The organism is Hymenobacter qilianensis, from assembly GCF_014489555.1.
Classification (GTDB): Bacteria; Bacteroidota; Bacteroidia; order Cytophagales; family Hymenobacteraceae; genus Hymenobacter; species Hymenobacter qilianensis.
This window is the reverse complement of the sequence record NZ_CP060784.1, coordinates 3,303,688-3,323,646: the sequence shown is the minus strand read 5'-3', so window position 1 is coordinate 3,323,646 and position 19,959 is coordinate 3,303,688. Positions and strand designations below refer to the sequence as shown.

Here is a 19,959-nt window from a genome sequence, read left to right as displayed (position 1 = left end):
CCACGGGTGGCTATGCAGGCTGCTTTTTTACAGCTTATTAGTAAGCTATGGCACGGGTTATTAGCGAAAAGTTGCTACCAACCAACTGTACATAATACACACCGGCAGGCAAGGCATTGCGCTGCCAAGTGAGGCGGCGGCGGCCGGCTTTTACCACACCTCGGTGCAGCGTAGTTACTTCCTGACCTAATGTATTCAGAATTTTCACCTGCACTTCGGCAGCGCTTGGTAGCGAAAACTCAATCTGGGTGGCATCCTGAAAAGGATTGGGGCTGACAGGGAAGAGCGTGGGCGTCGTGAGGGGGGCCGGCCGCAGCACATACGTATCCTTGAGTTCCTGCCGCCGGTTGAAGAATTGAAACACCAAGCTATCCGGGGTGGCATTCAGGAGCATTGCCCCATAGTTGGTGTCATAAATAGCCTGGCTTTGGGGTAAAGGCTGCTTTCTAATGGCATTTACACTTCGCCCGCCTACGCCGTTCACAAAGTATGGCAATCCATCTACTAATAACCGCTCGTAATGATGGTCGTGCCCGGCTAAAACTGCTGAGGCGCCCCATTCGCCGAAGGGCCACTGCATAACTGCAATGCTGCCGTGATGCCCCGACGACGAGTAAGGCGCATGGTGAAAATATACTATTTTCCACCGTGCTGAAGAAGCGGCAAGCTTTTTCTTTAACCAACTGGCCTGTGCCGAGTTGGCATCAATACCATCGGGCTCAGCAGGGTCGCTATTGATAGCGAAAAGGTGAACGTCGCCGCGCACGAAGTCGTAGTAGCGGCCGTTGCCGGGCAGGGTGAAATAGTCACGGTAGGGCTCACCATTCGAGGTGTAATAATCATGGTTGCCCAGCGAGGGAAAGAACCGGTTGGTTGAAGCGCTGGGGCCATAACGGCCTTTGTATTTATGAATATAGGCGTGATAATACTGGCCAATATTCTGATCGATGGTGGCAGAGTCGCCTAGCTCGTAGTTGTTGTCTCCCAGCGTAATAATGAACTCTGGATCCCAGCTTTTAACCAAGTCCGCTACCTCCTTTTCCGCCCGCCCTGCATAGCCATAGTCGCCGATGGCTGCGAACCGCTGACCATAACTGAACTGGACCAGTACACACAGGCAAAAAACGAGTGCAAGTCGTTGCGAAACCCAGAAAAGACGAGATGACATGAAGCTGATATTACGACTGGAAAGGTAAGCCAATTAGTACCTCTCTGTATTAAAACTATTTTTCAGCAGCCCTATATGCTTCCCGTCGTCTAAGATTGATTCAACTTTCTTGCCACTGTCGGGCTTAAAAACATTAAAATAGAGGTATCTGATTTTGCAGGCCGAATGACATCTCTACCGCACGCTACTGCTGTGAAGCCGTTGGGGGCCAATTACCACCGCCAGGTCATGTAAGTCGTAGTAGTGCAACACGTTGGGTAGTACCAGCGAGTACCAGTCCTTGCGCGTAGGCTGCGTCAAAATCTCGTGGAAGGAGCCGGGCAAATCGATTACTTCCAAACGGGTAATTTGGGGCGACAGCACCGCTGCGTGCAGCGCCACCGGCGTGGCTCGCCCATTGGCATATACTTCAATGGGCAAGGTATGGAACCGGTCATCCTGCCGGATAAAGTTTAACACCGAAAACACATCCTCCACCCGCTGCCCCAGGAGCGGCCGCCCCAGGTGCAGTGCCAGTAGGGCCGGGCGGTACTCGCGGTTGTAGTATTTGGGGTCGTTGAAGGCCGCCGGATCGGTGGTTTCGCCCAGGCCGCGCAGGTCTACCAGCAGGACTGCGGCCCGTTCTCGCAAGTAACTGGCGACCAGGTTAGCGCTATCAGCAAGCGCCGCCTTGCCTTGGTCGGGTAGCCAGACAATAACCTTGCTGGGGGGCAAATTTCCGGGGGGTAGGGCTAGCAGGGTGGGTAAGGGCGGCTGTCCGGCGCGGCGCAGCAACAGCTTGCGCATGGTGGTGCCTTTGGCTTGCACGCTGCCTTCGTCGGCGGCCTCTACCGGAGGAATGATGGCCGTAATTTCGGGCAAGGCCAATACGTGCCGGATTGCAGCCGTCAGGCTGGCATAGGTAAGGGGCTGGCGCTGCGAAGCCAACGCTTGCGCCTGGGCCACATACTGCTCCGATAGTGTGCTTTCTTTCGGGAAGGCAGTGTTCACCTGGCCTGTAGGTGTGCAGTTCAGCTGCTCAGCCGACAAAGTAGCTATGTTATTTTCCGGCACGAGTTGAGCATCATCGCGCAGCCAGCGCCGAAACCAGGCTACGGCAGCTTCCCGCTTGGGCCGGGAAATTCCATGTCCGTCGTCGTAGGTAAACAGGTTGATTCGCCCAGGTTTTTCCAGCTTAGTGTAGACTTGCTTTAACTCATGATACGTAGCCTGAATGCTGGCATAATCGACGAAATCGTAGCGGCCCGCCAGAAGCAGCAAGGGCTTGGGCGCGAACATGATGGGCCACTCAGCCAAGTCGAGGCCCGCCTGGCCGGCGCCCGGAATCTGCACGCAGCCATCGGCGGGGCCGGTAAGCTCCAGGTTTCTTTCGCCGCTGGCCACGTAGCTGCACAGCGCGGCCACCTTCACCCGCGGATCGAACCCGATGAAATAGGCCGTTTGGGTGGCGCCCCCGGAGTTGCCGAGGCAGCCGATGCGGTCTGCGTCGACCTCGCGGCGGGTAAGCAGATAATCGAGGCCGCGCACATTATCCCATAGCTGGGCAGCGGGCACGCTGGTTCCAAGCAAGGCCGCGCCACCATTAAGCAGGGTATGCTCGGTGGTGCCGCCGCGGGTGAGCGGCTTGCCGCTGGCATCGGTGAGCTGATATCGCTCGCCCTGGGAAATGGGGTCAATTACCAGCACCACAAAGCCATTCTGAGCGAATAGTATAGCCGTTTTCTGGTACGACTCGGTGGCTTTGGCGGTGGCTTCGTGGCCGCAAAAGAGCAGCACGGCGGGCCATTTGCCTTTGCCTTTCGGCACATATAAATTGGCCGTAACATGATGGTTGGGGGTGCTTTCGTACACCACTTTCTCTACCCGGTAGCCGGAGCGCTCCATTTTGCCCCCCACGCGGGCCTTGAGCGGCGTACGGGCCGGAAGCGGACCCAACAGCCGACGGTAGCGCGCCCGAACCGTATCCTGATACGCCTGCATGGCAACGCCCGTCTTTAAGGCAGCAGTGAAGGCAGCGCGGCGCTGGTCAGACTGTTGATGAATCTGTTGGACTAAGTAGGTATTGAGCGTAGTAGGCGCCTTCCAATCAATAACGTCGTAGGGCGCTTGGGCGCGAGCGTACCCGGTAAGCAGCCATCCGAGCGCTACGGAAAGCAGCAAAACTTTCACGAAGGATAGTTGAATATATTGATTGGCCACTCTTAAAGTTACCGAAAGCCAATCATTAAACAGCAAGAAAAAGGCCCGAATACAGGCATTTTCGGGCCTTCAGGAGAATGTAATGCGCTTTTAAAACAGTAGCCGAAAAATACTGCCCGCTCCCTCCACCGATTGGACCTGAATACTGCCTTTATGCAGGTGCAGGATCTGTTTAGCCAGACTCAGCCCTATGCCCGAACCGCTTTTGTGCGTAGTGAAAAAAGGGATAAAAATGCTGTCCAGTAAGTCGGCGGGGATGCCGGTGCCGTTGTCGATTACCTCCAGGATAACGCGCTCATTGTCATCGGTGTAGGCCACAAGCTGAATCTGGGGGCGAGGGCGCTCCTCCACGGCGTGGGCAGCATTGAGCACCAAGTTGATCAGCACTTGCTCCATCAGATGACTGTCGGCCTGCAAAAGCAGGTCTGGAGGCTTAACCGACACCAGCAATTCAATTTTCTTTTCGGCCAGGGAGTGAGCCAGCAAGGCCTGAACACTGCTGAAAAGCTCTTTGACGTAGATGGTTGTCAGTAGCGGAGTGGTGATCTTGCTGAAATTGCGGTATACCTGCGCGAAGTTCAACAGGCCCTCACTGCGGTGTTGAATGATGCTGATTCCCTCTTCCACATCATCCAGCAAGTCAATGTCCTGAAGATGAGTGTCTGAGCCCTTGGCTTTTTCGAGCTGCACGTGGCGGCGCAGGGTATCGGCCAGGGAGGCAATGGGAGCCACGGAATTCATGATTTCGTGGGTCATTACGCGCAGCAGTTTCTGCCAGGCCTCCGTTTCGGTTTCGTCGAGGGCGTGACTGACATTTTTGAAAGCAATGAGCGTGAATTCGCGGCCCTGGAGCTTAAACGACGTGGCCGACAATAAGAGTTGCAGCGTTTTCTGACCAACCGTCAGCTTCACCACAGCCGGGCTGCCCGGTGTTAGCTGCATGATGGCGTGGTACAGACCCTCATGGCGTTTCTGGAGGGTCTGAATGGTGCGGAGGTAAGGCAGCTCCAGTGTCTGCTTAAACGACTCATTGACCCATTCCACGTGCCCGTCTGCGTCGTAGGAGATGATGCCGGTATCGATGAGTTCGAGCACCGTTTGGAGGTAAGTAAATTGGGCTTCCTTTTCAGCGCTTAGCTGCCGGAAAGTGGTATTGAGCTGGTTGAAAGCCGAGTAGAGCTGCCTTAGAGCGGGATTTGCATGGGCTTCGTTGAAGTGCTGGGAAAAGTCGCGGTACCGCACGGCCAGCAGGAAGTTGGCCAGCTCTCTGTTGCTGCGCGTCACGTAGCGGGCCAGTTCTAACACGAGCGCAATCACCAGCAAGCCAGCAAAAACCACAGGCGCATAAGAGCCGCGGTATCCATAGTGAACCGCCGCGTACAGCAAAACCAGGATACCCAGCAGCCGGAAGAAAATGCCGATTTCGAGCCGTTTATAGGTCATGCTTATCGAGGCGGCGGTAGAGAGCGGTGCGCGTGAGGCCGAGTTCCTTAGCCGCCTTGGTGATGTTGCCGTGGTGGCGCTCGATTACCCGCAGAATTGTGTTTTTCTCTATCTCATTTAGCTGCAACGGACCATCGGCGAAATCTGGCAAAAAATGCCCCCCAGCGGGCCGCGGCGTTTCCATGGCGGAGAAAGTAAAATCCTGAGGTCTAAGCACCTGGCCTTCGGCCAGAATAACGGCGCGCTCAACGGCGTGCTGCAGTTCGCGGATATTGCCGGGCCAACGGTGCTGCAGTAGCTTTTTCAGGGTCGCCGGGTCAAACTCGGGGCGAGGCTTGTGATTGCGGGCGGCATACAAACCCGCGAAATGCTGGGCGAGCATAACTACATCGTCGCCGCGGTCGCGCAGGGGCGGCAAGGTTATCTCGACGGTGTTGATGCGGTAGATTAAGTCTTTGCGAAACTGATTCTTGGCCGCCAACTCATAAATGGGCACGTTGGTGGCCGAAATAAGCCGAATGTCGATGGGAATGGGCGTATTACTGCCCAGCGGAATCACCTGCCGGTTTTGCAAAGCGGTGAGCAGTTTGGCTTGCTGAGGCAGCGAGATATTGCCGATTTCATCCAGAAACAAAGTACCCGTGGAGGCCGCCGCGAAGCGCCCTACCCTATCGTCTTTGGCATCGGTGAATGAGCCTTTCTTATGGCCGAAAAGCTCGCTCTCAAAAATACCCTCGCTCATGGCCGCCAGGTCGGCGGTAATGAATGGCTTATTGGCGCGAAATGACCGTTGGTGCAGTGCCTTGGCGGCCAGTTCTTTACCTGTGCCGTTTTCGCCTAATAACAACACGTTGGCTTCCGTGGGCGCCACTTTTTCGATGGTGTGAAACAGCTCCTGCATGGGCTCCGAGTTGCCCAGCATGGCCATATCGGCGAAGGAGGCGGGGCGTTTAGGCGCATTGGGGGGCAAATTGGTCTTGGTGGCTTTGTGCTGCAGGGCGGCGTGCAGAGTCTCCAGGAACTTCTCGTTGTGCCAGGGCTTTACAATGAAGTCGGTGGCGCCGGCTTTCAGGGAGCGTACGGCCGTGCTGATTTCGCCGTGGGCGGTGATCATAATCACGGTGGCGTCTTTGTCGCGCTCCAGGATGCGGCTCAGCCAATACAGGCCTTCGTTGCCGGTGCCCAGATTGCTTTTGAAGTTCATGTCCAGGAAGATGACATCGAACGTCTGCCGGCTCAGCACGGAGAGCAGGTTTTCCGGATTGCGCTCCGTTACCACTTCCTGCACCTCGGTTTTGAGCAGCAGTTTCACCGCGAACAGTACATCACGGTCGTCATCTACTACCAGAACGCGCGCCTTATTGGAAGCCATGGAAACTACTACAAGAGAAGATGGAAGAACCGGACTTATCGATTCGGAATGCTAAGTATCCAAATGCCTACCATAAACTATACTAAATAAAATAATCTCCCTTTCCGACTTTCTGAGCGGGTTTTTGTTTGGGCTGCCTGCATAGTTGTATCACTAGCGCACACTTAGTTGTATCGAAAGCGAACAGTTGGTGCACGTATACGAAATACGTCTTAAATAACTACTTAATAATCAATATTTTAACTAGCTGGCACTATCCTTACTAGTACAGATGGTAAGGCCTTGAAAAAGGCATCCAAAGCATTTCAAAAGTTACATGGACGTTCCCATTCAAAAGAAAACCTGGACGCTTCGTAAGCTGCTGCTTTCCGGCGGAATTGTGGTGGTGCTGGCGTTGCTGGCGGCAAGCTACTTCTCCTCGGCAGGCTCCAGCAAGCTCAACGTCGATCCGGAGCGCATCACCATCAGCGAAGTTACTCGGGGGCTTTTCAGGAGTTTATTCCGATTGACGGCACTGTGATGCCCATCAAAACCATCTACTTGGACGCTACCGAAGGCGGCACCGTGAAGCGGGTGCTAGTAGAAGATGGTGCTACGCTCACGCCCGGCCAACCGATTCTGGAGCTCACCAACACAGACCTGCAGCTGGAAATGGTGAACCGCGAAACGGCAGTGTTCGACCTGATGAATAACCTGCAGAACACGCGCAACCTGATGCAGCAAAACCGCATTCAGCAGCTCAACCAGTTCGCTGATATTGAATTTCGACTTAAGGAAGCCAAGCGCATTTATGAACTGAATAAGTCGCTTTATGAGCAGAAAGTCATTTCGCGGCAGGAGTTTACGGAAAGCCAGAACAACTACCAGTACCAGGTGCGCAAGCGGCAGCTCACTAACCAAACGCTGCAGCAGGATTCGGTAGCCATGCGCCAGCAGGTCAATCAGATGCAGGAGTCGGTGGGGCGCATGCAAAGCAACCTTGCCCTGATGCACAAGAAGATGGATGACCTGACCATTAAAGCGCCCGTGGCGGGTCGTATTACGTCGCTGAACGCGGAAGTGGGCGAGTCGATTGCGCCGGGGCAGCGCATTGGGCAGCTGGATATGCTGAATGGTTTGAAGGTGCGCGCCAACATTGATGAGTACTACATCTCGCGCATTTTTCCGGGTCAGAAAGGTGAGTTTATGCTCGACGGCAAGCGCTATGAGCTTAGCGTCAAAAAGATCTTCACGCAGGTAAATAAAGGTTTGCAGGTAGACTTAGAATTCGTGGGAAATGCCCCCCAGAGCATTCGCCGCGGCCAGACGCTGCAGGTGCGGTTGTCCTTAAGCGACCAAACCCAGGCGGTGCGCGTGGCTAAGGGCGGATTCAACCAGAAAACCGGCGGCAACTGGATTTTCAAAGTCAATGAGGACGGCACCAAAGCCTACCGAACCGACATCCGCCTGGGGCGCCAAAACCCTGATTACTACGAAGTACTCGAAGGCCTGAAGCCCGGCGATAAAGTAGTGACTTCCAGCTACGAAGGCTACGAAGACATGGGCGAGCTAGTACTCAAAGACAAAGAGAAATAAAGCCCCCCAGAGCCGGAAATACAACCAAAAACAACGTCACAGAAATAAGCATAAACTAGCCCAACCACCAGCCTTATGATCCAGATTGAAAACCTCGAAAAAGTGTACCGCACGGAGGAAGTTGAAACCAAAGCGCTCAACAAAGTATCCCTCGTGGTGAACGACGGAGAGTTTGTAGCCATCATGGGGCCGTCGGGGTGCGGGAAGTCTACTTTACTGAATATCATCGGGTTGCTGGATGAGCCCGACGGTGGCAGCATCAAGTTTGCCGGGACGGAAATAGCCCATTACAACGAGCGGAAGCGGGCCGATTTGCGCAAGCGCAACTTAGGGTTTGTGTTCCAGAGCTTCAACCTGATTGAGGAGCTTACAGTGCTGGAAAACGTGGAATTACCGCTGATTTATCTGGGCGTAGGCGCGGCGGAGCGCAAGCAGAAAGTGGAAAAGGTGCTGGAGAAAATGCAGATCATGCACCGGCGCAACCACTTTCCCCAGCAGCTCTCCGGTGGTCAGCAGCAGCGCGTGGCCGTGGCCCGGGCGGTGATAAATGCCCCCCGCCTGATTCTGGCCGACGAGCCCACGGGTAACCTCGATTCGAGCAACGGCAACGAGGTGATGGAACTGCTCACGGAGCTCAACGAAGCCGGCACTACCATCATCATGGTGACCCACTCCGAGCATGATGCCCGCTACGCCCACCGTGTCATTCGGCTGCTTGATGGCGAGGTAGTGATGGAAAACGTGCACAAGCAGTTCACGGTCTAATGTGTGTTTGGGGTTTCTTAAAACCCGCGTCTGTCATACAGAGCACCGCGAAGCATCTCGCGTGTTTAGCGGGATTAGTAATCTAAACGTCAGCACGCGAGATGCTTCGCGCTGCTCTGTATGATGGTCTATTTGCATTTCAGGTCGTCAAAAAAGCCCCCCACAGCTTCATCCACCGCATTTACGTACCGTTTAATTGCCTTCTGTATGTTCACGAATTACCTGAAAGTTGCCTACCGCAACCTCATCCGGCACAAGGGCTTTTCGTTTCTCAATATTGCTGGTCTGGCGCTGGGCCTCACAGCTTGCCTGCTCATTGGCCTCTTCGTGTTCGATGAGCTGCAGTACGATAAGTTTCTGCCCAACGGCGACCGGGTGTACCGCGTGTATACGCAGGGCACTACCAGCGAATCGCCGGAAAGCATGGCCTCCGTCCCGCCTATGTTTGCCACCACCATGAAGCAGGAATTCCCGGAGGTGGAGCAGAGCATGCGCATTCTGATGTACTCGGCCATTAGCCTGCTGGAGGTGGGCGACAAGAAGCTATACATAGAGAACGGTCTCATCGCCGACTCCACCTTCTTCGATATTTTCCCGCTGCCCTTCAAATACGGTTCGGCGGCTCAAGCCTTGGATGCGCCCGCCTCTGTTGTGCTGGCGGAAGACGTGGCCAAGCGTTTTTTCGGCGACGAAAACCCGGTTGGCAAAGAGCTTAAGATGAATAAGCAGACTTTATTGGTGAAAGGAGTGATTCAGAATAATCAATCGAAATTTCACCTGAAGGTCAACTATGTCATTCCTCTTTCGGCGGCTGAGATACCGGCCGAGCGCATGAGCAGCTGGGGTTGGCAGCAGTTTTACACCTATGTGCGGGTGAAGCCGGACACGGATATCAAGCAAACCCAGGCCAAGCTGCAGGACTATATCACGCAGAAGGTGCAGCCCCTGATGCCCAAGGATGACCCCATTGGGTTTGTGCCTTACCTGCAGCCGTTGCAGGATATCTACTTACACTCGGCAAACTTCAAGTTCGATACGGGGCCCCGAGGCAACATCACCTACGTGAAGGCGCTGAGCATCATTGCGGTCTTTATTCTGCTGATTGCGTGCTTCAACTTCGTGAATCTGGCTACGGCTAAGTCGGTGCAGAGAGCCAAGGAAGTTGGTATTCGCAAAACCATCGGGGCCAGTCAGCAGCAACTGATGCTGCAGTTTTTGATCGAAACCGTGCTGCTCACCTTTATCAGCGTCGTTATTTCGGTGGTTCTTGCCTCGTTGTTGCTGCCCGCACTCAATGACTTTACGGGCAAGGACATGAGCTTCAATCTGCTCACCAACCCAGTTGTCTTTCTGCTGTTGGTTGTGCTGACGCTTGTGGTTGGTTTAATAGCCGGCTTCTATCCGGCGTTGGTGTTATCAGGCTTCAAGCCAGTGAAGGTGTTGAAAAGCACTGTAGTAAGCGAGGGAATGTTTGGCCGCGTACAGTGGCTGCGTCACGGCCTGATCGTCATCCAGTTCTCCCTGACTATCTTCTTGCTAATCAGCGCGACGGTGGTCTTTCTGCAAGTGAATTATCTGCACACCAAAGACCTGGGGTTTAACCGCGAGCAAATCATGTTTTTCCCCATGCGGGGCGACAACATGAACAGGAGCTACGAAACCTTCAAAAACGAGCTTGCCCAAGGACCCGGCATTTCTTCGGTTTCTATTGGCTATGGCTTTCCCGGGGATGCCGTCGCCGGCGACCAGATTATAGTTCCGAAGGATGGCGAGCAAAAGCTCCATTCCACCACCCACTTGATGGTCGACTACGATTACATCAAAACCTTAGGCCTGGAGCTGGTGAACGGTCGGAATTTCTCAAAGGAGTTGACCACGGATAAGAGCCAGGCCTATATCATCAATGAAACGGCCGTTAAAGAATTTGGCTTGGGCACACCCCAGCAGGCCATTGGCAAAACCTTAATATGGCAGCGTTTAGGCCCATCCCAGCCTGACTCAGTCAAGAAAGGGCAAGTCATTGGCGTGGTCAAAGACTTCCATTACAAGAGCCTCTACGACAAAGTAGAGCCGGCGGTGCTGCATATTCACCCCGACGATTACTGGAAAGTGGCCGTGAAAATGAAGGGCGAAAATATCAGCCAATCGGTGGCCCATGTGAAAGATGTGTGGGGCAAATTCTCGCCTGATTATCCCATTGAATACAAGTTTCTAGACGAGAACTTCGACCAGATGTACAAGGCCGAAGACAAGCTCAAATCCTTGCTCTGGATCTTTACAGGCGTCGCTATTTTCGTGGGTTGTCTGGGCTTATTCGGGTTGGCTACTTACGCGGCCGAGCGCCGCAAAAAGGAAATCGGCATTCGGAAAGTGCTGGGGGCCGATGTGTCGACCATTGTTGGGCTGTTGTCCAAAGAGTTTGTTAAGCTGGTGGTAGTGGCAGCCGTTATTGCTTTCCCGATTGCCTGGCTGGTGATGCGTAAATGGCTGGAGGACTTTGCTTATCGCATCGATATTCCGCTGTGGGTCTTTGTTGCGGCCGGCGTGGCAGCTGCTCTAGTAGCTTTCCTGACGATTAGCTATCAGGCAATAAAGGCAGCAACGACGAACCCCATCAAAAATCTTCGCACCGAGTAAGCTTTAACTAACAACATCAGAAAGGCTCTTGGCAAAAGCTCTCTGGGGGCTTTTTCCGAGGGCCTTTCTGATGTTGGGGTACTCTGAATTAAGATCTGGTAGTACTGCAGAAAAAGGCCAGCCCAGTACTACAACTGCCGGCCCGGACCGTATAGAATTTGCCCCCAGCGGGTGCCAGTGTGGCGGCCGTCGCGCAGGGTGAGGCGGCCATTTACCAGCACGTACTGCATGCCCACAGAGTATTGGTGGGGCTTCTCGAAGGTAGAGCGGTCCGCTACGGTAGCAGGATCGAAGACGACAATATCAGCGACGAAACCGGGACGAAGCAGGCCCCGATCGGTAAAGCCGAAGGTTTGGGCGGGCAAACTGGTCATGCGACGGATGGCTTCTTCTAAGGTCAGGACGCGCTTTTCGCGCACGTAGTGGCCCAGTACACGGGCGTTGGAGCCGTAGCCGCGCGGGTGCGGCACACCCTCCTGCCACACCCGGATGCTGGCATCGGAAGCCACCATATTCTGCGGGTAGCGCATAATGTTTTGCACGTCCGTTTCGCTCATGCCGTGAAATACCATGCCCGCGTCGTGTTGAAGCACCAGATCAAGGATTGTAGCGGCCTCAACGCGGGCCTTGTGCCGACGGTCTCGCATGCGGTTGATTTCTTCTATGCTGCGGCCATTGTAGCTGGTATCGGGCGGAAAGCTGGCTACTACGGCGTAGCTGAAGTGCTTGAGCTTGCGACGCCGCAACCGCGCCACCATGCTGGCCTCCACAGCCTTGCGCACGGCGGGGCGTGCCAAGCGGGCCTGCAGAGAGTCGCGGCCATCGGCCTGCACATCCTCGGGAATCAGAGTGCTGAGCGAGGTGGAGCTGGCCGTGTACGGGTATTGGTCGATGGTGACTTGCTGGCCAGCCTGACGGGCCGACTCGATAAGATTGAGCAGATCGGCGGTACGACCCCAGTTCTGTTGTCCACCCAATTTGAGATGAGAAATCTGCACGGGCAGCCCACCCTCGCGGCCTACGCGCAGCGCCTCCCGAATGGCATAAGTGACGCTGTCGGACTCGTTGCGCATATGGGTGGCGTAGAGGCCCTGATGGCGGCCCGCTACTCGCGCCAGGCGCACCAGCTCGGGAGTGCGGGCGTAGGTGCCGGGAATGTAAATCAGACCCGAAGACAAACCCACCGCTCCGGCCCGCATGGCGCTGTCTACCAGGCTTTCCATACGCAGCAGCTCCGTTTCCGTAGGTGTGCGCTGCGCCCGGCCCATCACCGCCTTGCGCACGGTGCCATGCCCCACCAGCGATGCCACATTCACCGACAAGCGTAGGCTGTCCAGCACCTTAAAATAGCCCCCAGCGGTAGCCGCGACGAGCCGCAATTGCCGGTTACTACGGTAGTCACGCCATCGTAGATAAAGTTGTCGGCGGTGGGCTGGTGCACCTCATCATCTTCGATGTGGGTGTGCACGTCGATGAAGCCCGGCGCAACGGCTAAGCCCTTCGCGTCCAGCACGGTATCGGCCGGATAGTCGGCCGGCAGTCGGCCCACGGCCGCAATGCGGCCCGCCCGAATGGCCACGTCGCCTAGAGTCCACGTGTTGCCGGTGCCGTCGTAGAGACGGCCGTTGCGGATAAGAATATCGGCCTTCGGGGTTTGGGCTGAGAGAGCTTGGGCGAATAGCAGCAGAGCAAATAGCAGGACGTGGCGCATAGGGGCTAAGGTAGCGCCAAGCGTAGAATAGTAGCGCAATATCACGGCATCATCGTTCAGTGAAAAGGTGGGCATACTGCTAGCAACAAGTCCTACACCAACCCAAAGCCGACAGATCGTTGATTTGTGCGGTAACTACCCGAGTTTGTGTCTTACCTAGCTAATGCACCGAGACTATCTTTGTACTATCAAATTATTCATAATCAAACTGTTATGAAACCTATTGATTCTTCCGCGTTAGCCCTTCTGGATTTGCGCTGCCCGCGCTGTCATCAGGGCAAGTTGTTTTCCTATCCTGCATACAACCTGACCAAGTACGCCGTGATGCCCGAGCGATGCCCGGTGTGCGAGGTGCAGTATGAGCCCGAGCCTGGCTTTTACTGGGGGGCAATGTTTGTGAGCTACGCCTTTTCGGTCGCGTGTTTTGCCGTGGGTGGAGTAGCAACTTACTACCTCTTTCATGACCCGGCGGTGTGGGTATATGTGCTGATGGTAACGGGCTTCGTGCTGCTCACGGCGCCGCTTACGCTGCGCTACTCCCGCGCCATCATGCTGTATCTGTTCGGCTTCGTTCACTACGACCCGAAGTATAATAACCGACCCTCAGCAGAGTCTGGGTCGAAGCCCGACAAGCGGAAGAGCACTTTAAGAGTAGTCGCTTAAATAACGCAGAATGCCAGCCTGCACAGGCTGGCATTGCTTTTTAGGCTGATTCCAGGTTGATGCGGTAGCAGAAGAGCCGCTTTCGGAAGCGAACGTTGCGTAGCTTGCGCAGACGAGTTAGGGCCACTATACCGGCCCCGACCTGCCGTCTGTATGAAAGCTCCGTCGCTGCCTGTTCTAGCCCTTGCTGCCTTTCCCTCGCATCAGCAGCACCTGTATTACATTCAGCAGTTGGAGGTGCACGTGGCGCAGTTTCCGCATGTGCAAGAGCCGCACGCCCACGATTTTTACCTGCTGCTCTACGTCACGCACGGCCACGGCACGCACACCATCGACCTGATAACCTACGACCTGCGGCCGGGCAGCCTGTTTTTTCTGATGCCGGGGCAGGTTCATTCCTGGTCGCTGTCGGATGATACCCGCGGATTTATTCTATTTTTCAGTGAGGCCTTCTATCTGCAGCAGTTTCCGGCGAGCAGGCTGGCGGCATATCCGTTTTTTAACCCGACCAATGAGCCGGTTGTTTACTCCGTGCCTGCTGAAGCCGGCTTGCTGCCTTTATTAGAACGCATCTACCAAGAGAATACGGCCGCCTTGCCGGCCCCAAACAGTGACGTTGTCGTGAGGGGCTATCTTTTTCTGTATCTGGAGCTTGCGGCGCGCTTGTATCCGCACGAGACACCGCCTGCGCCCGCTTATGCGCAGCAGCATGTGCGGGAGTTTGGCCGGCTGCTAACCCAGCATTTCCACGCCGAAAAAACGGTGGGCTACTATGCCGAGCGCTTGTCGCTGACGGCGAACCATCTGAACGCCATCTGCCGCCGCCTACTCAACAAAACCGCCAGCGACCTGATTCATGAGCGAGTCGTAACGGAGGCCCAGCGCCAGCTGAAACACTCGGCGCAGTCGGTGGCGCAAATTGCCGACGCACTAGGCTTTGAGGATGCCTCCTACTTTACTCGCTACTTTAAAAAGTACGCAGGCCAGACACCCGAAGCTTTTCGGCAGCACCAAAATGCCTGAGCATGACAAATGGCGTGTGCCGGGTTGCCTCTGCCTGCTCTATTGCCTAGTTTATGACAACCGTTTGCTGCTGTTGTTCTTCCATTTGAAGCAGTGCCTGGAGTAGAGCCATAGTTACTGGGCCGGGCTTGCCAGTGCCTAGTACTACATCATCAATCTGCACGACTGGCAGTACCCGCTTGGTGGTGCTGGTCAGGAAAGCTTCTTTGGCCTGATATATATCGTCAAGAGTTACCGTGCCCACTGTTACTGGATAGGGTTGCTCAGTCAGCGCCAAGACATTGCGGCGCGTGATACCCGCCAGCACGTTGGTAGCGGGGGTAACTACCGTGTTGTCATGCTTTACCAGAAAGAAATTGGCGCGCGGAAATTCTGTTACAAAACCTTGATGGTGGTAAAGCACATCGTCGGCATCCTGGGCCTTAATCTGCTTGATAAGCCGGATACCCATGGAGTAATTGATGGTTTTGGCCGGCGGGATTTCGCGCAGGTAGTCGTGCGTTATTACTTTGATGCCCCTTGCTACCTGCTCGGGCGTAGGCAGCATCAATGGCTGCTGTATAATGAGGAGGTTGGGCTCGACGGGGTTGTAGCCGTCGGCTGAGTAGCCGCCGGTCAGGATCATCTTAATGCCAGACAGCGGCAGGTCGTTACGCCGAATCAGGGCTTGAATCACCTCGATCAGCGCCGGGCGTGCCAAGGGTACAGTCAGCTCCATGAGTTGCGCCGATTGGTAGAAGCGGTTGAGGTAATAATCGAGAAATAACGGCTGCGCCGCATGTACCTTGAAGAAATCGAACACGCCGTAGCCACGCTGTATGGCCAGGTCGCTGACATGCAGAAATGCCTGTTCAAGAGGCGTGATCTGGCCGTGGATATAAGCGTACAGAGGCTGGTTAGCGGGCATGATGTTGCTTTAAAATCTTTAGAACCTTATCCAGCGGCAAAGCCTCAATGCGCTGTTGCTGCTTGCCCTGCATGGTTTCGGCCTTGAAAAGCGAGTTGATAATGGCTTCTTCCGTGGCCTCAATAACCGCCAGAAACAGTGGCGACATTGCTTCATTGGTGAGTGTGGTAGTCGTTTGAGTCGTAGCCGTCGACGCATACGGCACGCGCAAGCCCGGATGAGTGGAGAAAGCGATGATATAGTCGCCGCTACCGTTCGTGGCTATGCCACCCGTTTTGCCCAGGCCCAGGAAGGCACGTTTGGCTAGGCGCTCCAGGTTGCGGGCATCAACAGGTGCATCGGTGGCTACCACAATCATGCAGGACCCATCGGCGCGGTCTTTCAACTGCTGACTCAGGTAAAACTGCTCTAGCTCCTGCCCTACCGGCGCTCCATTGACCTGGAGCACGCCGCCAAAATTTGTTTGCACCAGCACGCCCACAGTATAGCCCCCCAACTTGGCAGGCAACAGGCGCGAGGCGGTACCGATGCCACCCTTAAAGCCAAAGCACACCGTGCCCGTACCGGCACCCACGTTGCCCTCCGCCACCGGGCCTGCCTGGGCCTGCTCAATGGCGGCCAGCACGTGTTGCTCCGTGATATAACGGCCACGTATGTCGTTGAGGCCACCGTCGTTGGTCTCTCCTACTAAGGCATTTACCGACTGTACCGCTTCGTTGCCGGGCTGCCGCAGCACATACTCTACCACCGCTTTCATAGCCGTGCCCACGCTGAGCGTATTGGTCAGGACGATGGGCGTTTCAAGGTTGCCGAGTTCTACTACTTGGGTGCTGCCCGCCAGCTTACCAAAGCCGTTACCAACGTATACCGCCGCCGGTATTTTCTGCTGAAACACGTTGCCGGCGTGCGGCACAATGGCTGTTACCCCGGTCCGCACTTCTTGGCCTTGCACCAGGGTAGTATGCCCTACGCGCACGCCTTGTACATCGGTAATGGCATTGAGCACACCGGTGGGCAGCACCCCAATGCGGATGCCATACTCTCGGGCGCGTTTACGTTCTTGACTTCGAGCCTGTAAGGCCAAGCCTACAAGTAACAGCACGAGCAAGGATAGTTTCATGTGGTGGGGCAAGAAGAGTAGTTAAGGGTATCAGGCGGAGAGTTATGTACCAGCGAAAAGCTTAAACGAGCAGTGGCGCATTATTCCTTCAGTGGGTGCACAGGAAGCAAATGCTATGTAAAGCAGTCGACTTTCAAATCCTTCGTCCTACCAACATAAGTAAAAGGCCCGAAAAAGCCCCCAGGATCCTTTTTCGAGCCTTTATAAGCTTGAATGAAACTAGCGTTTAAATCTTATCCGGCAGCAACGTAGCTTCTTCGTAATTACCCAACACCGACTGTCCAGGGCCACCTTCTGTCACGGCTTCGACCAACAATTTGCCCCCCACGAAGGCACCCTTCCAACTCTCGCCCAGGCCACCAAAAACTTCTTCACGGTCGCCGCGGGAGCGCAGCTTGTTGAGGCCCACTTTGAAGGCACGCACTTCCTTGGCCGTGCGACGAGCCAGCTTCTCATCGTCGGAGGCGATGGCTGCTACCAGCGCGCCGTTGCTGATGTTCATCTCGCCCACCAGCTCCTCTACCCTATCCACGAGCACAATGCTGTCGATGGGGCCGAAAGGCTCTTTGAAGTACAGCTCACTCTGGCGAGGCAGGTTGACGAGAGCACGGGGCGCCACGTAGGCCGAACGGTCCTGGCCGGGCAGGAATAGGCTGTCGTCGAGCTTGCCTTCATAAATGGGCGTAGCGCCAGTCTGGAGGGCGTTTTTGTACAACCGGTCCAGATCCTGGGCCTGTTGGGCGTGAATAACGGGGCCAAACGCTAAGTCCGGCAGCTTGTCGTCGGCGTTATCAACGAGCGTGGGGTTGCCGACTTTCAGGCTGCGGATGGCGCTTTGGTAGGTTTCCAGAAACTGCGGAAACAGGCGGCGCTCCACCACGAAGCGCACGTAGGCCGTGCAGCGCTGTTTGCCATAGTCGTAGCCTTTTTTGAGCTGATCGGCCATGCTGTTCCAGTCGCTGTAGTCCCAGATGCCGTAGGTGTTTACGCCTTCCATTTCCAGCATATAGCGCTTATTATGAGCGCTTAGGGCGTCGGCAATGTTGCGGCCGTTGTAGCGGCCGCCTACAAAGCTGAGGCAGTCGATGGCATCGTGCTTCACCAGCACGTCGCTCAATTCGCCCCCCGGACCGCTCACCAGTGTGACGGGCAGACCGCAACGGCGGGCAATGGCGAAGGTGAGGCTAAGAGAGATAAAACCGCCGTCGGTGGGCGTTTTGGCAATAACGGAGTTGCCGCAGAGCGCCTGCACCAGCACCGCGTGCAGCAGCACCGACATGGGGTAGTTCCAGGAGGCAATGTTGCTCACCAGCCCCAGGGGCTTGCGCTGCCCCAGCATCTCCTCGATATTATCGACGTACCACTGCACGCCCTCAATAGCCCGGTCGATGTCGGTGAAGCCCAGCTTGTAAGTTTTGCCGATTTCCCAGATGAGCAGCTTGCCCACTAAATCAACCTGGTCGCGGAGCTGATTGAGGCAGTCCTGAACCCGGCTTTTGCGCTCGTCGAGGTCGGTGGCGGCCCAAGCGGCGGCTTCCTGCTTAGCGAAAATGACGGCCCGGAGCCCGGTTTCGTGGTCGAGCATGGGCAGGGCGCCCAGATCGGTGCCGTCTACGGGCGAGGTGAATTTGCGGGGCTTGCCGGGCTCCTGCCAGCGACCTTCCATCAGGTTCAGAAACTGACCGTCGGGCGTCAGGATTTCGGGGGTAACACTTTTAACCTGGCTCAGCAAGTAACTGAACTCGACCTGGGGGGCAATTATTTTGGGCATAGTGCAGGAAAAGAGCCATTTGTGAAGTTGAGGTCAACTTGGCTCTAGGAGGAAAGAGGTAGTGGTTTAGGTTAGAACACTAAGGCTGCTATCGGACTCAGCAGCTTAAAATCTCAAATTAAGAAATCCAATAGGCAGTCATGCAGAGCGGCAGCGAAGCATCTTACTCGCGGTCGTCTAATTAGTAATCCAGCTAAACACGCGAGATGCTTCGCTGCCGCTCTGCATGACCGCCTAAGTTGGTTAAGCCCTATGCTTTAACAGCCACAGGCTTCAGGTTGGTAAGGTCAGCAATGCGCACGGGCTGGCCGCTGGCTATGCTTTTGCGGGCCGCCACGCCCACCAAGATAGCCATGGCGCCATCGCGGCTGCCGGCGGCCTGACGATACGTGTCGGCGGCTTCGGGGTGACGGAAAATCTGGGCCCGCAGGAGCTTGTCGCCGCCGCCGTGGCCTTCGGCCTGAGGAATCTGGAAGTACTCTACTTTGCCGAAGTTCCGGGAAAGCATAATCTCATCGTAGGGCTCCTTTTTCATCGCTCCCGACTCTTTTATCCAGGCGTCGATGCGGCCTTTGGTGCCGTTGAAGGCAATGCGGTAGCCCTCGTAGGGCGAATAAGCAGTAAGCGAATAGCTAACCTGCACACCGTTGGCGTAGCCGATAGTGGCGGCCATTTTATCGTAGATGTTCACGTCTTCCTTGAACACGCAGCCATCGCGGTGGTAACCGTCGTACTGCTCATTGGCCGCGTACAGAGCCATCAGGCGGGCATCTTTGGTCATGTCCCAGTAATAGGGGCATTTGTCTTTGTGCGGGCAGGGGCGGCAGTTGGTGAAGCGGAACGGGCCGTTTTTGCCATAGTTTTCCAGAGCGCCTTTCGCATACACCGTCTCGGGCTCCGACTCCAGCCACCAGTTGAGCAAGTCGAAATGGTGACTGGCCTTGTGCACCCACAGCGAACCGCTTTTCTCCGTCAGGCGGTGCCAGCGGCGGAAGTAGTCGGCGCCGTGGCGGTTGTCGAGGTACCAATGAAAATCGACGGACGTTACCGTGCCGATTTCGCCTTGCCGAATAAGGTCGTACATCTTCTGGCGGTGGGGCGAGTAGCGGTAGTTGAAGGTCACCGTCACTTTCTTGCCGGTCCGCTTTTCCGCGTCCAGAATAGCCTGGCACTTGGTTTCGTCGGTGGTCATGGGCTTCTCCGTCACGATATTGGCTCCCATTTCCATACCCTTGATAATGAACTCATCGTGAGTACTATCCACGGTAGTCACGATCAAGATTTCGGGCTTGGTTTTGCGCATCATCTGCTCGAAGTCCGTGAAGGTGGGGCAGTTGACGCCCATCATCTTTTTGGAGGTTTCGAGGCGGCCCTTGTTGCTGTCGCACAGACCCACAAACTCAATCACGTCGCCGTGCTCAGCCAGTAACTCTTTGCCCCACATGCCGGTGCCGCGGTGGCCGGTGCCCACCATGGCCACGCGGCGCTTGGCTTTTGGGGCGCCCAATACGCTGAATGGCAGCGGCGTAAGCAGGCCTGCCGTTGCTAGCATCGACTTTTGCAAAAATTCCCGACGGGAAGCATCGTTCTGAGTTGCATTCATAG

General features: G+C 55.5%; 16 protein-coding genes. 6 read left to right on the top strand and 10 right to left on the bottom strand.

All coding sequences use genetic code 11. The features are described from left to right. Positions 1–37: 37 nt before the first annotated feature. From H9L05_RS15140 to H9L05_RS15125, 4 genes are all read right to left on the bottom strand, one after another. Positions 38–1,168 carry a metallophosphoesterase gene (locus H9L05_RS15140; RefSeq protein ID WP_187731653.1) on the bottom strand — a complete coding sequence of 377 codons (1,131 nt, stop codon included), beginning with the start codon at positions 1,166–1,168 and terminating at the stop codon, positions 38–40. Positions 1,169–1,342: 174 nt separating this feature from the next. After that, positions 1,343–3,337, bottom strand: coding sequence for an alpha/beta hydrolase family protein (locus H9L05_RS15135; protein ID WP_187731652.1), 1,995 nt, complete (start codon positions 3,335–3,337; stop codon positions 1,343–1,345). Between the two features lie 120 nt (positions 3,338–3,457). Then, a complete protein-coding gene (locus tag H9L05_RS15130; protein WP_187731651.1) occupies positions 3,458–4,810 on the bottom strand; it encodes a sensor histidine kinase in 1,353 nt (450 codons plus the stop codon). Then, positions 4,800–6,182 (bottom strand): sigma-54-dependent transcriptional regulator, encoded by a 1,383-nt coding sequence (locus H9L05_RS15125; protein ID WP_187731650.1) that lies wholly within the window; start codon positions 6,180–6,182, stop codon positions 4,800–4,802. Before H9L05_RS15125 ends, H9L05_RS15130 begins: the two co-directional genes overlap by 11 nt. A gap of 316 nt (positions 6,183–6,498) precedes the next feature. Between H9L05_RS15125 and H9L05_RS23935 the strand changes: the two genes are divergently transcribed. The 4 genes from H9L05_RS23935 to H9L05_RS15110 all read left to right on the top strand — a co-directional run bounded on the left by H9L05_RS23935 (position 6,499) and on the right by H9L05_RS15110 (position 11,159). Further along, complete coding sequence (locus H9L05_RS23935) at positions 6,499–6,702, top strand: hypothetical protein (protein ID WP_223284482.1); 204 nt, start codon at positions 6,499–6,501, stop codon at positions 6,700–6,702. Next, entirely contained in the window at positions 6,702–7,757 is a 1,056-nt protein-coding gene (locus tag H9L05_RS15120) for an efflux RND transporter periplasmic adaptor subunit (protein WP_223284481.1), read from the top strand. The genes H9L05_RS23935 and H9L05_RS15120 overlap by 1 nt, the downstream gene beginning before the upstream one ends. Positions 7,758–7,832: 75 nt before the next feature. Then, positions 7,833–8,522 (top strand): ABC transporter ATP-binding protein, encoded by a 690-nt coding sequence (locus tag H9L05_RS15115; RefSeq protein ID WP_187731649.1) that lies wholly within the window; start codon positions 7,833–7,835, stop codon positions 8,520–8,522. A 207-nt stretch (positions 8,523–8,729) separates the two neighbouring features. Continuing rightward, positions 8,730–11,159, top strand: a complete 2,430-nt coding sequence (locus H9L05_RS15110; protein WP_187731648.1) for an ABC transporter permease — start codon at positions 8,730–8,732, stop codon at positions 11,157–11,159. 128 nt (positions 11,160–11,287) lie between these two features. On the opposite strand, the gene H9L05_RS15105 is transcribed toward H9L05_RS15110, so the two are convergent. Both H9L05_RS15105 and H9L05_RS23930 read right to left on the bottom strand, forming a co-directional pair. Further along, positions 11,288–12,538, bottom strand: a complete 1,251-nt coding sequence (locus tag H9L05_RS15105) for an N-acyl-D-amino-acid deacylase family protein (RefSeq protein WP_223284480.1) — start codon at positions 12,536–12,538, stop codon at positions 11,288–11,290. Continuing rightward, positions 12,472–12,945: an amidohydrolase family protein gene (locus H9L05_RS23930; RefSeq protein WP_223284479.1), complete on the bottom strand. Its 474-nt coding sequence runs from the start codon at positions 12,943–12,945 to the stop codon at positions 12,472–12,474. The genes H9L05_RS15105 and H9L05_RS23930 overlap by 67 nt, the downstream gene beginning before the upstream one ends. A gap of 138 nt (positions 12,946–13,083) precedes the next feature. On the opposite strand from H9L05_RS23930, the gene H9L05_RS15100 reads away from it, so the two are divergent. Together H9L05_RS15100 and H9L05_RS15095 are read left to right on the top strand one after the other, a co-directional pair. Then, positions 13,084–13,533: a DUF983 domain-containing protein gene (locus H9L05_RS15100; protein WP_223284478.1), complete on the top strand. Its 450-nt coding sequence runs from the start codon at positions 13,084–13,086 to the stop codon at positions 13,531–13,533. A 153-nt stretch (positions 13,534–13,686) separates the two neighbouring features. After that, positions 13,687–14,556: an AraC family transcriptional regulator gene (locus tag H9L05_RS15095; RefSeq protein WP_187731647.1), complete on the top strand. Its 870-nt coding sequence runs from the start codon at positions 13,687–13,689 to the stop codon at positions 14,554–14,556. 46 nt (positions 14,557–14,602) lie between these two features. Here the strand turns inward: H9L05_RS15095 and H9L05_RS15090 are convergent, their stop codons facing one another. The 4 genes from H9L05_RS15090 to H9L05_RS15075 form a co-directional block, all read right to left on the bottom strand. Beyond that, entirely contained in the window at positions 14,603–15,463 is an 861-nt protein-coding gene (locus tag H9L05_RS15090; RefSeq protein ID WP_187731646.1) for an aminotransferase class IV, read from the bottom strand. After that, a complete protein-coding gene (locus tag H9L05_RS15085; protein WP_187731645.1) occupies positions 15,453–16,583 on the bottom strand; it encodes a DmpA family aminopeptidase in 1,131 nt (376 codons plus the stop codon). The genes H9L05_RS15090 and H9L05_RS15085 overlap by 11 nt, the downstream gene beginning before the upstream one ends. Positions 16,584–16,809: 226 nt before the next feature. Next, the gene (locus H9L05_RS15080; protein ID WP_187731644.1) at positions 16,810–18,354 is read right to left on the bottom strand and encodes an aldehyde dehydrogenase family protein; all 1,545 of its coding nucleotides are present in this window, start codon (positions 18,352–18,354) and stop codon (positions 16,810–16,812) included. Between the two features lie 250 nt (positions 18,355–18,604). After that, positions 18,605–19,957, bottom strand: a complete 1,353-nt coding sequence (locus H9L05_RS15075; protein ID WP_187731643.1) for a Gfo/Idh/MocA family oxidoreductase — start codon at positions 19,955–19,957, stop codon at positions 18,605–18,607. Positions 19,958–19,959 lie beyond the last annotated feature (2 nt).

Coding starts and splice junctions, on each gene's coding strand:
- H9L05_RS15140 (WP_187731653.1), bottom strand. CDS start 1,168: ATGTCATCTCGTCTTTTCTGGGTTTCGCAACGACTTGCACTCGTTTTT.
- H9L05_RS15130 (WP_187731651.1), bottom strand. CDS start 4,810: ATGACCTATAAACGGCTCGAAATCGGCATTTTCTTCCGGCTGCTGGGT.
- H9L05_RS15125 (WP_187731650.1), bottom strand. CDS start 6,182: ATGGCTTCCAATAAGGCGCGCGTTCTGGTAGTAGATGACGACCGTGAT.
- H9L05_RS23935 (WP_223284482.1), top strand. CDS start 6,499: ATGGACGTTCCCATTCAAAAGAAAACCTGGACGCTTCGTAAGCTGCTG.
- H9L05_RS15120 (WP_223284481.1), top strand. CDS start 6,702: ATGCCCATCAAAACCATCTACTTGGACGCTACCGAAGGCGGCACCGTG.
- H9L05_RS15115 (WP_187731649.1), top strand. CDS start 7,833: ATGATCCAGATTGAAAACCTCGAAAAAGTGTACCGCACGGAGGAAGTT.
- H9L05_RS15110 (WP_187731648.1), top strand. CDS start 8,730: ATGTTCACGAATTACCTGAAAGTTGCCTACCGCAACCTCATCCGGCAC.
- H9L05_RS23930 (WP_223284479.1), bottom strand. CDS start 12,945: ATGCCCACCTTTTCACTGAACGATGATGCCGTGATATTGCGCTACTAT.
- H9L05_RS15100 (WP_223284478.1), top strand. CDS start 13,084: ATGAAACCTATTGATTCTTCCGCGTTAGCCCTTCTGGATTTGCGCTGC.
- H9L05_RS15095 (WP_187731647.1), top strand. CDS start 13,687: ATGAAAGCTCCGTCGCTGCCTGTTCTAGCCCTTGCTGCCTTTCCCTCG.
- H9L05_RS15090 (WP_187731646.1), bottom strand. CDS start 15,463: ATGCCCGCTAACCAGCCTCTGTACGCTTATATCCACGGCCAGATCACG.
- H9L05_RS15085 (WP_187731645.1), bottom strand. CDS start 16,583: ATGAAACTATCCTTGCTCGTGCTGTTACTTGTAGGCTTGGCCTTACAG.
- H9L05_RS15080 (WP_187731644.1), bottom strand. CDS start 18,354: ATGCCCAAAATAATTGCCCCCCAGGTCGAGTTCAGTTACTTGCTGAGC.
- H9L05_RS15075 (WP_187731643.1), bottom strand. CDS start 19,957: ATGAATGCAACTCAGAACGATGCTTCCCGTCGGGAATTTTTGCAAAAG.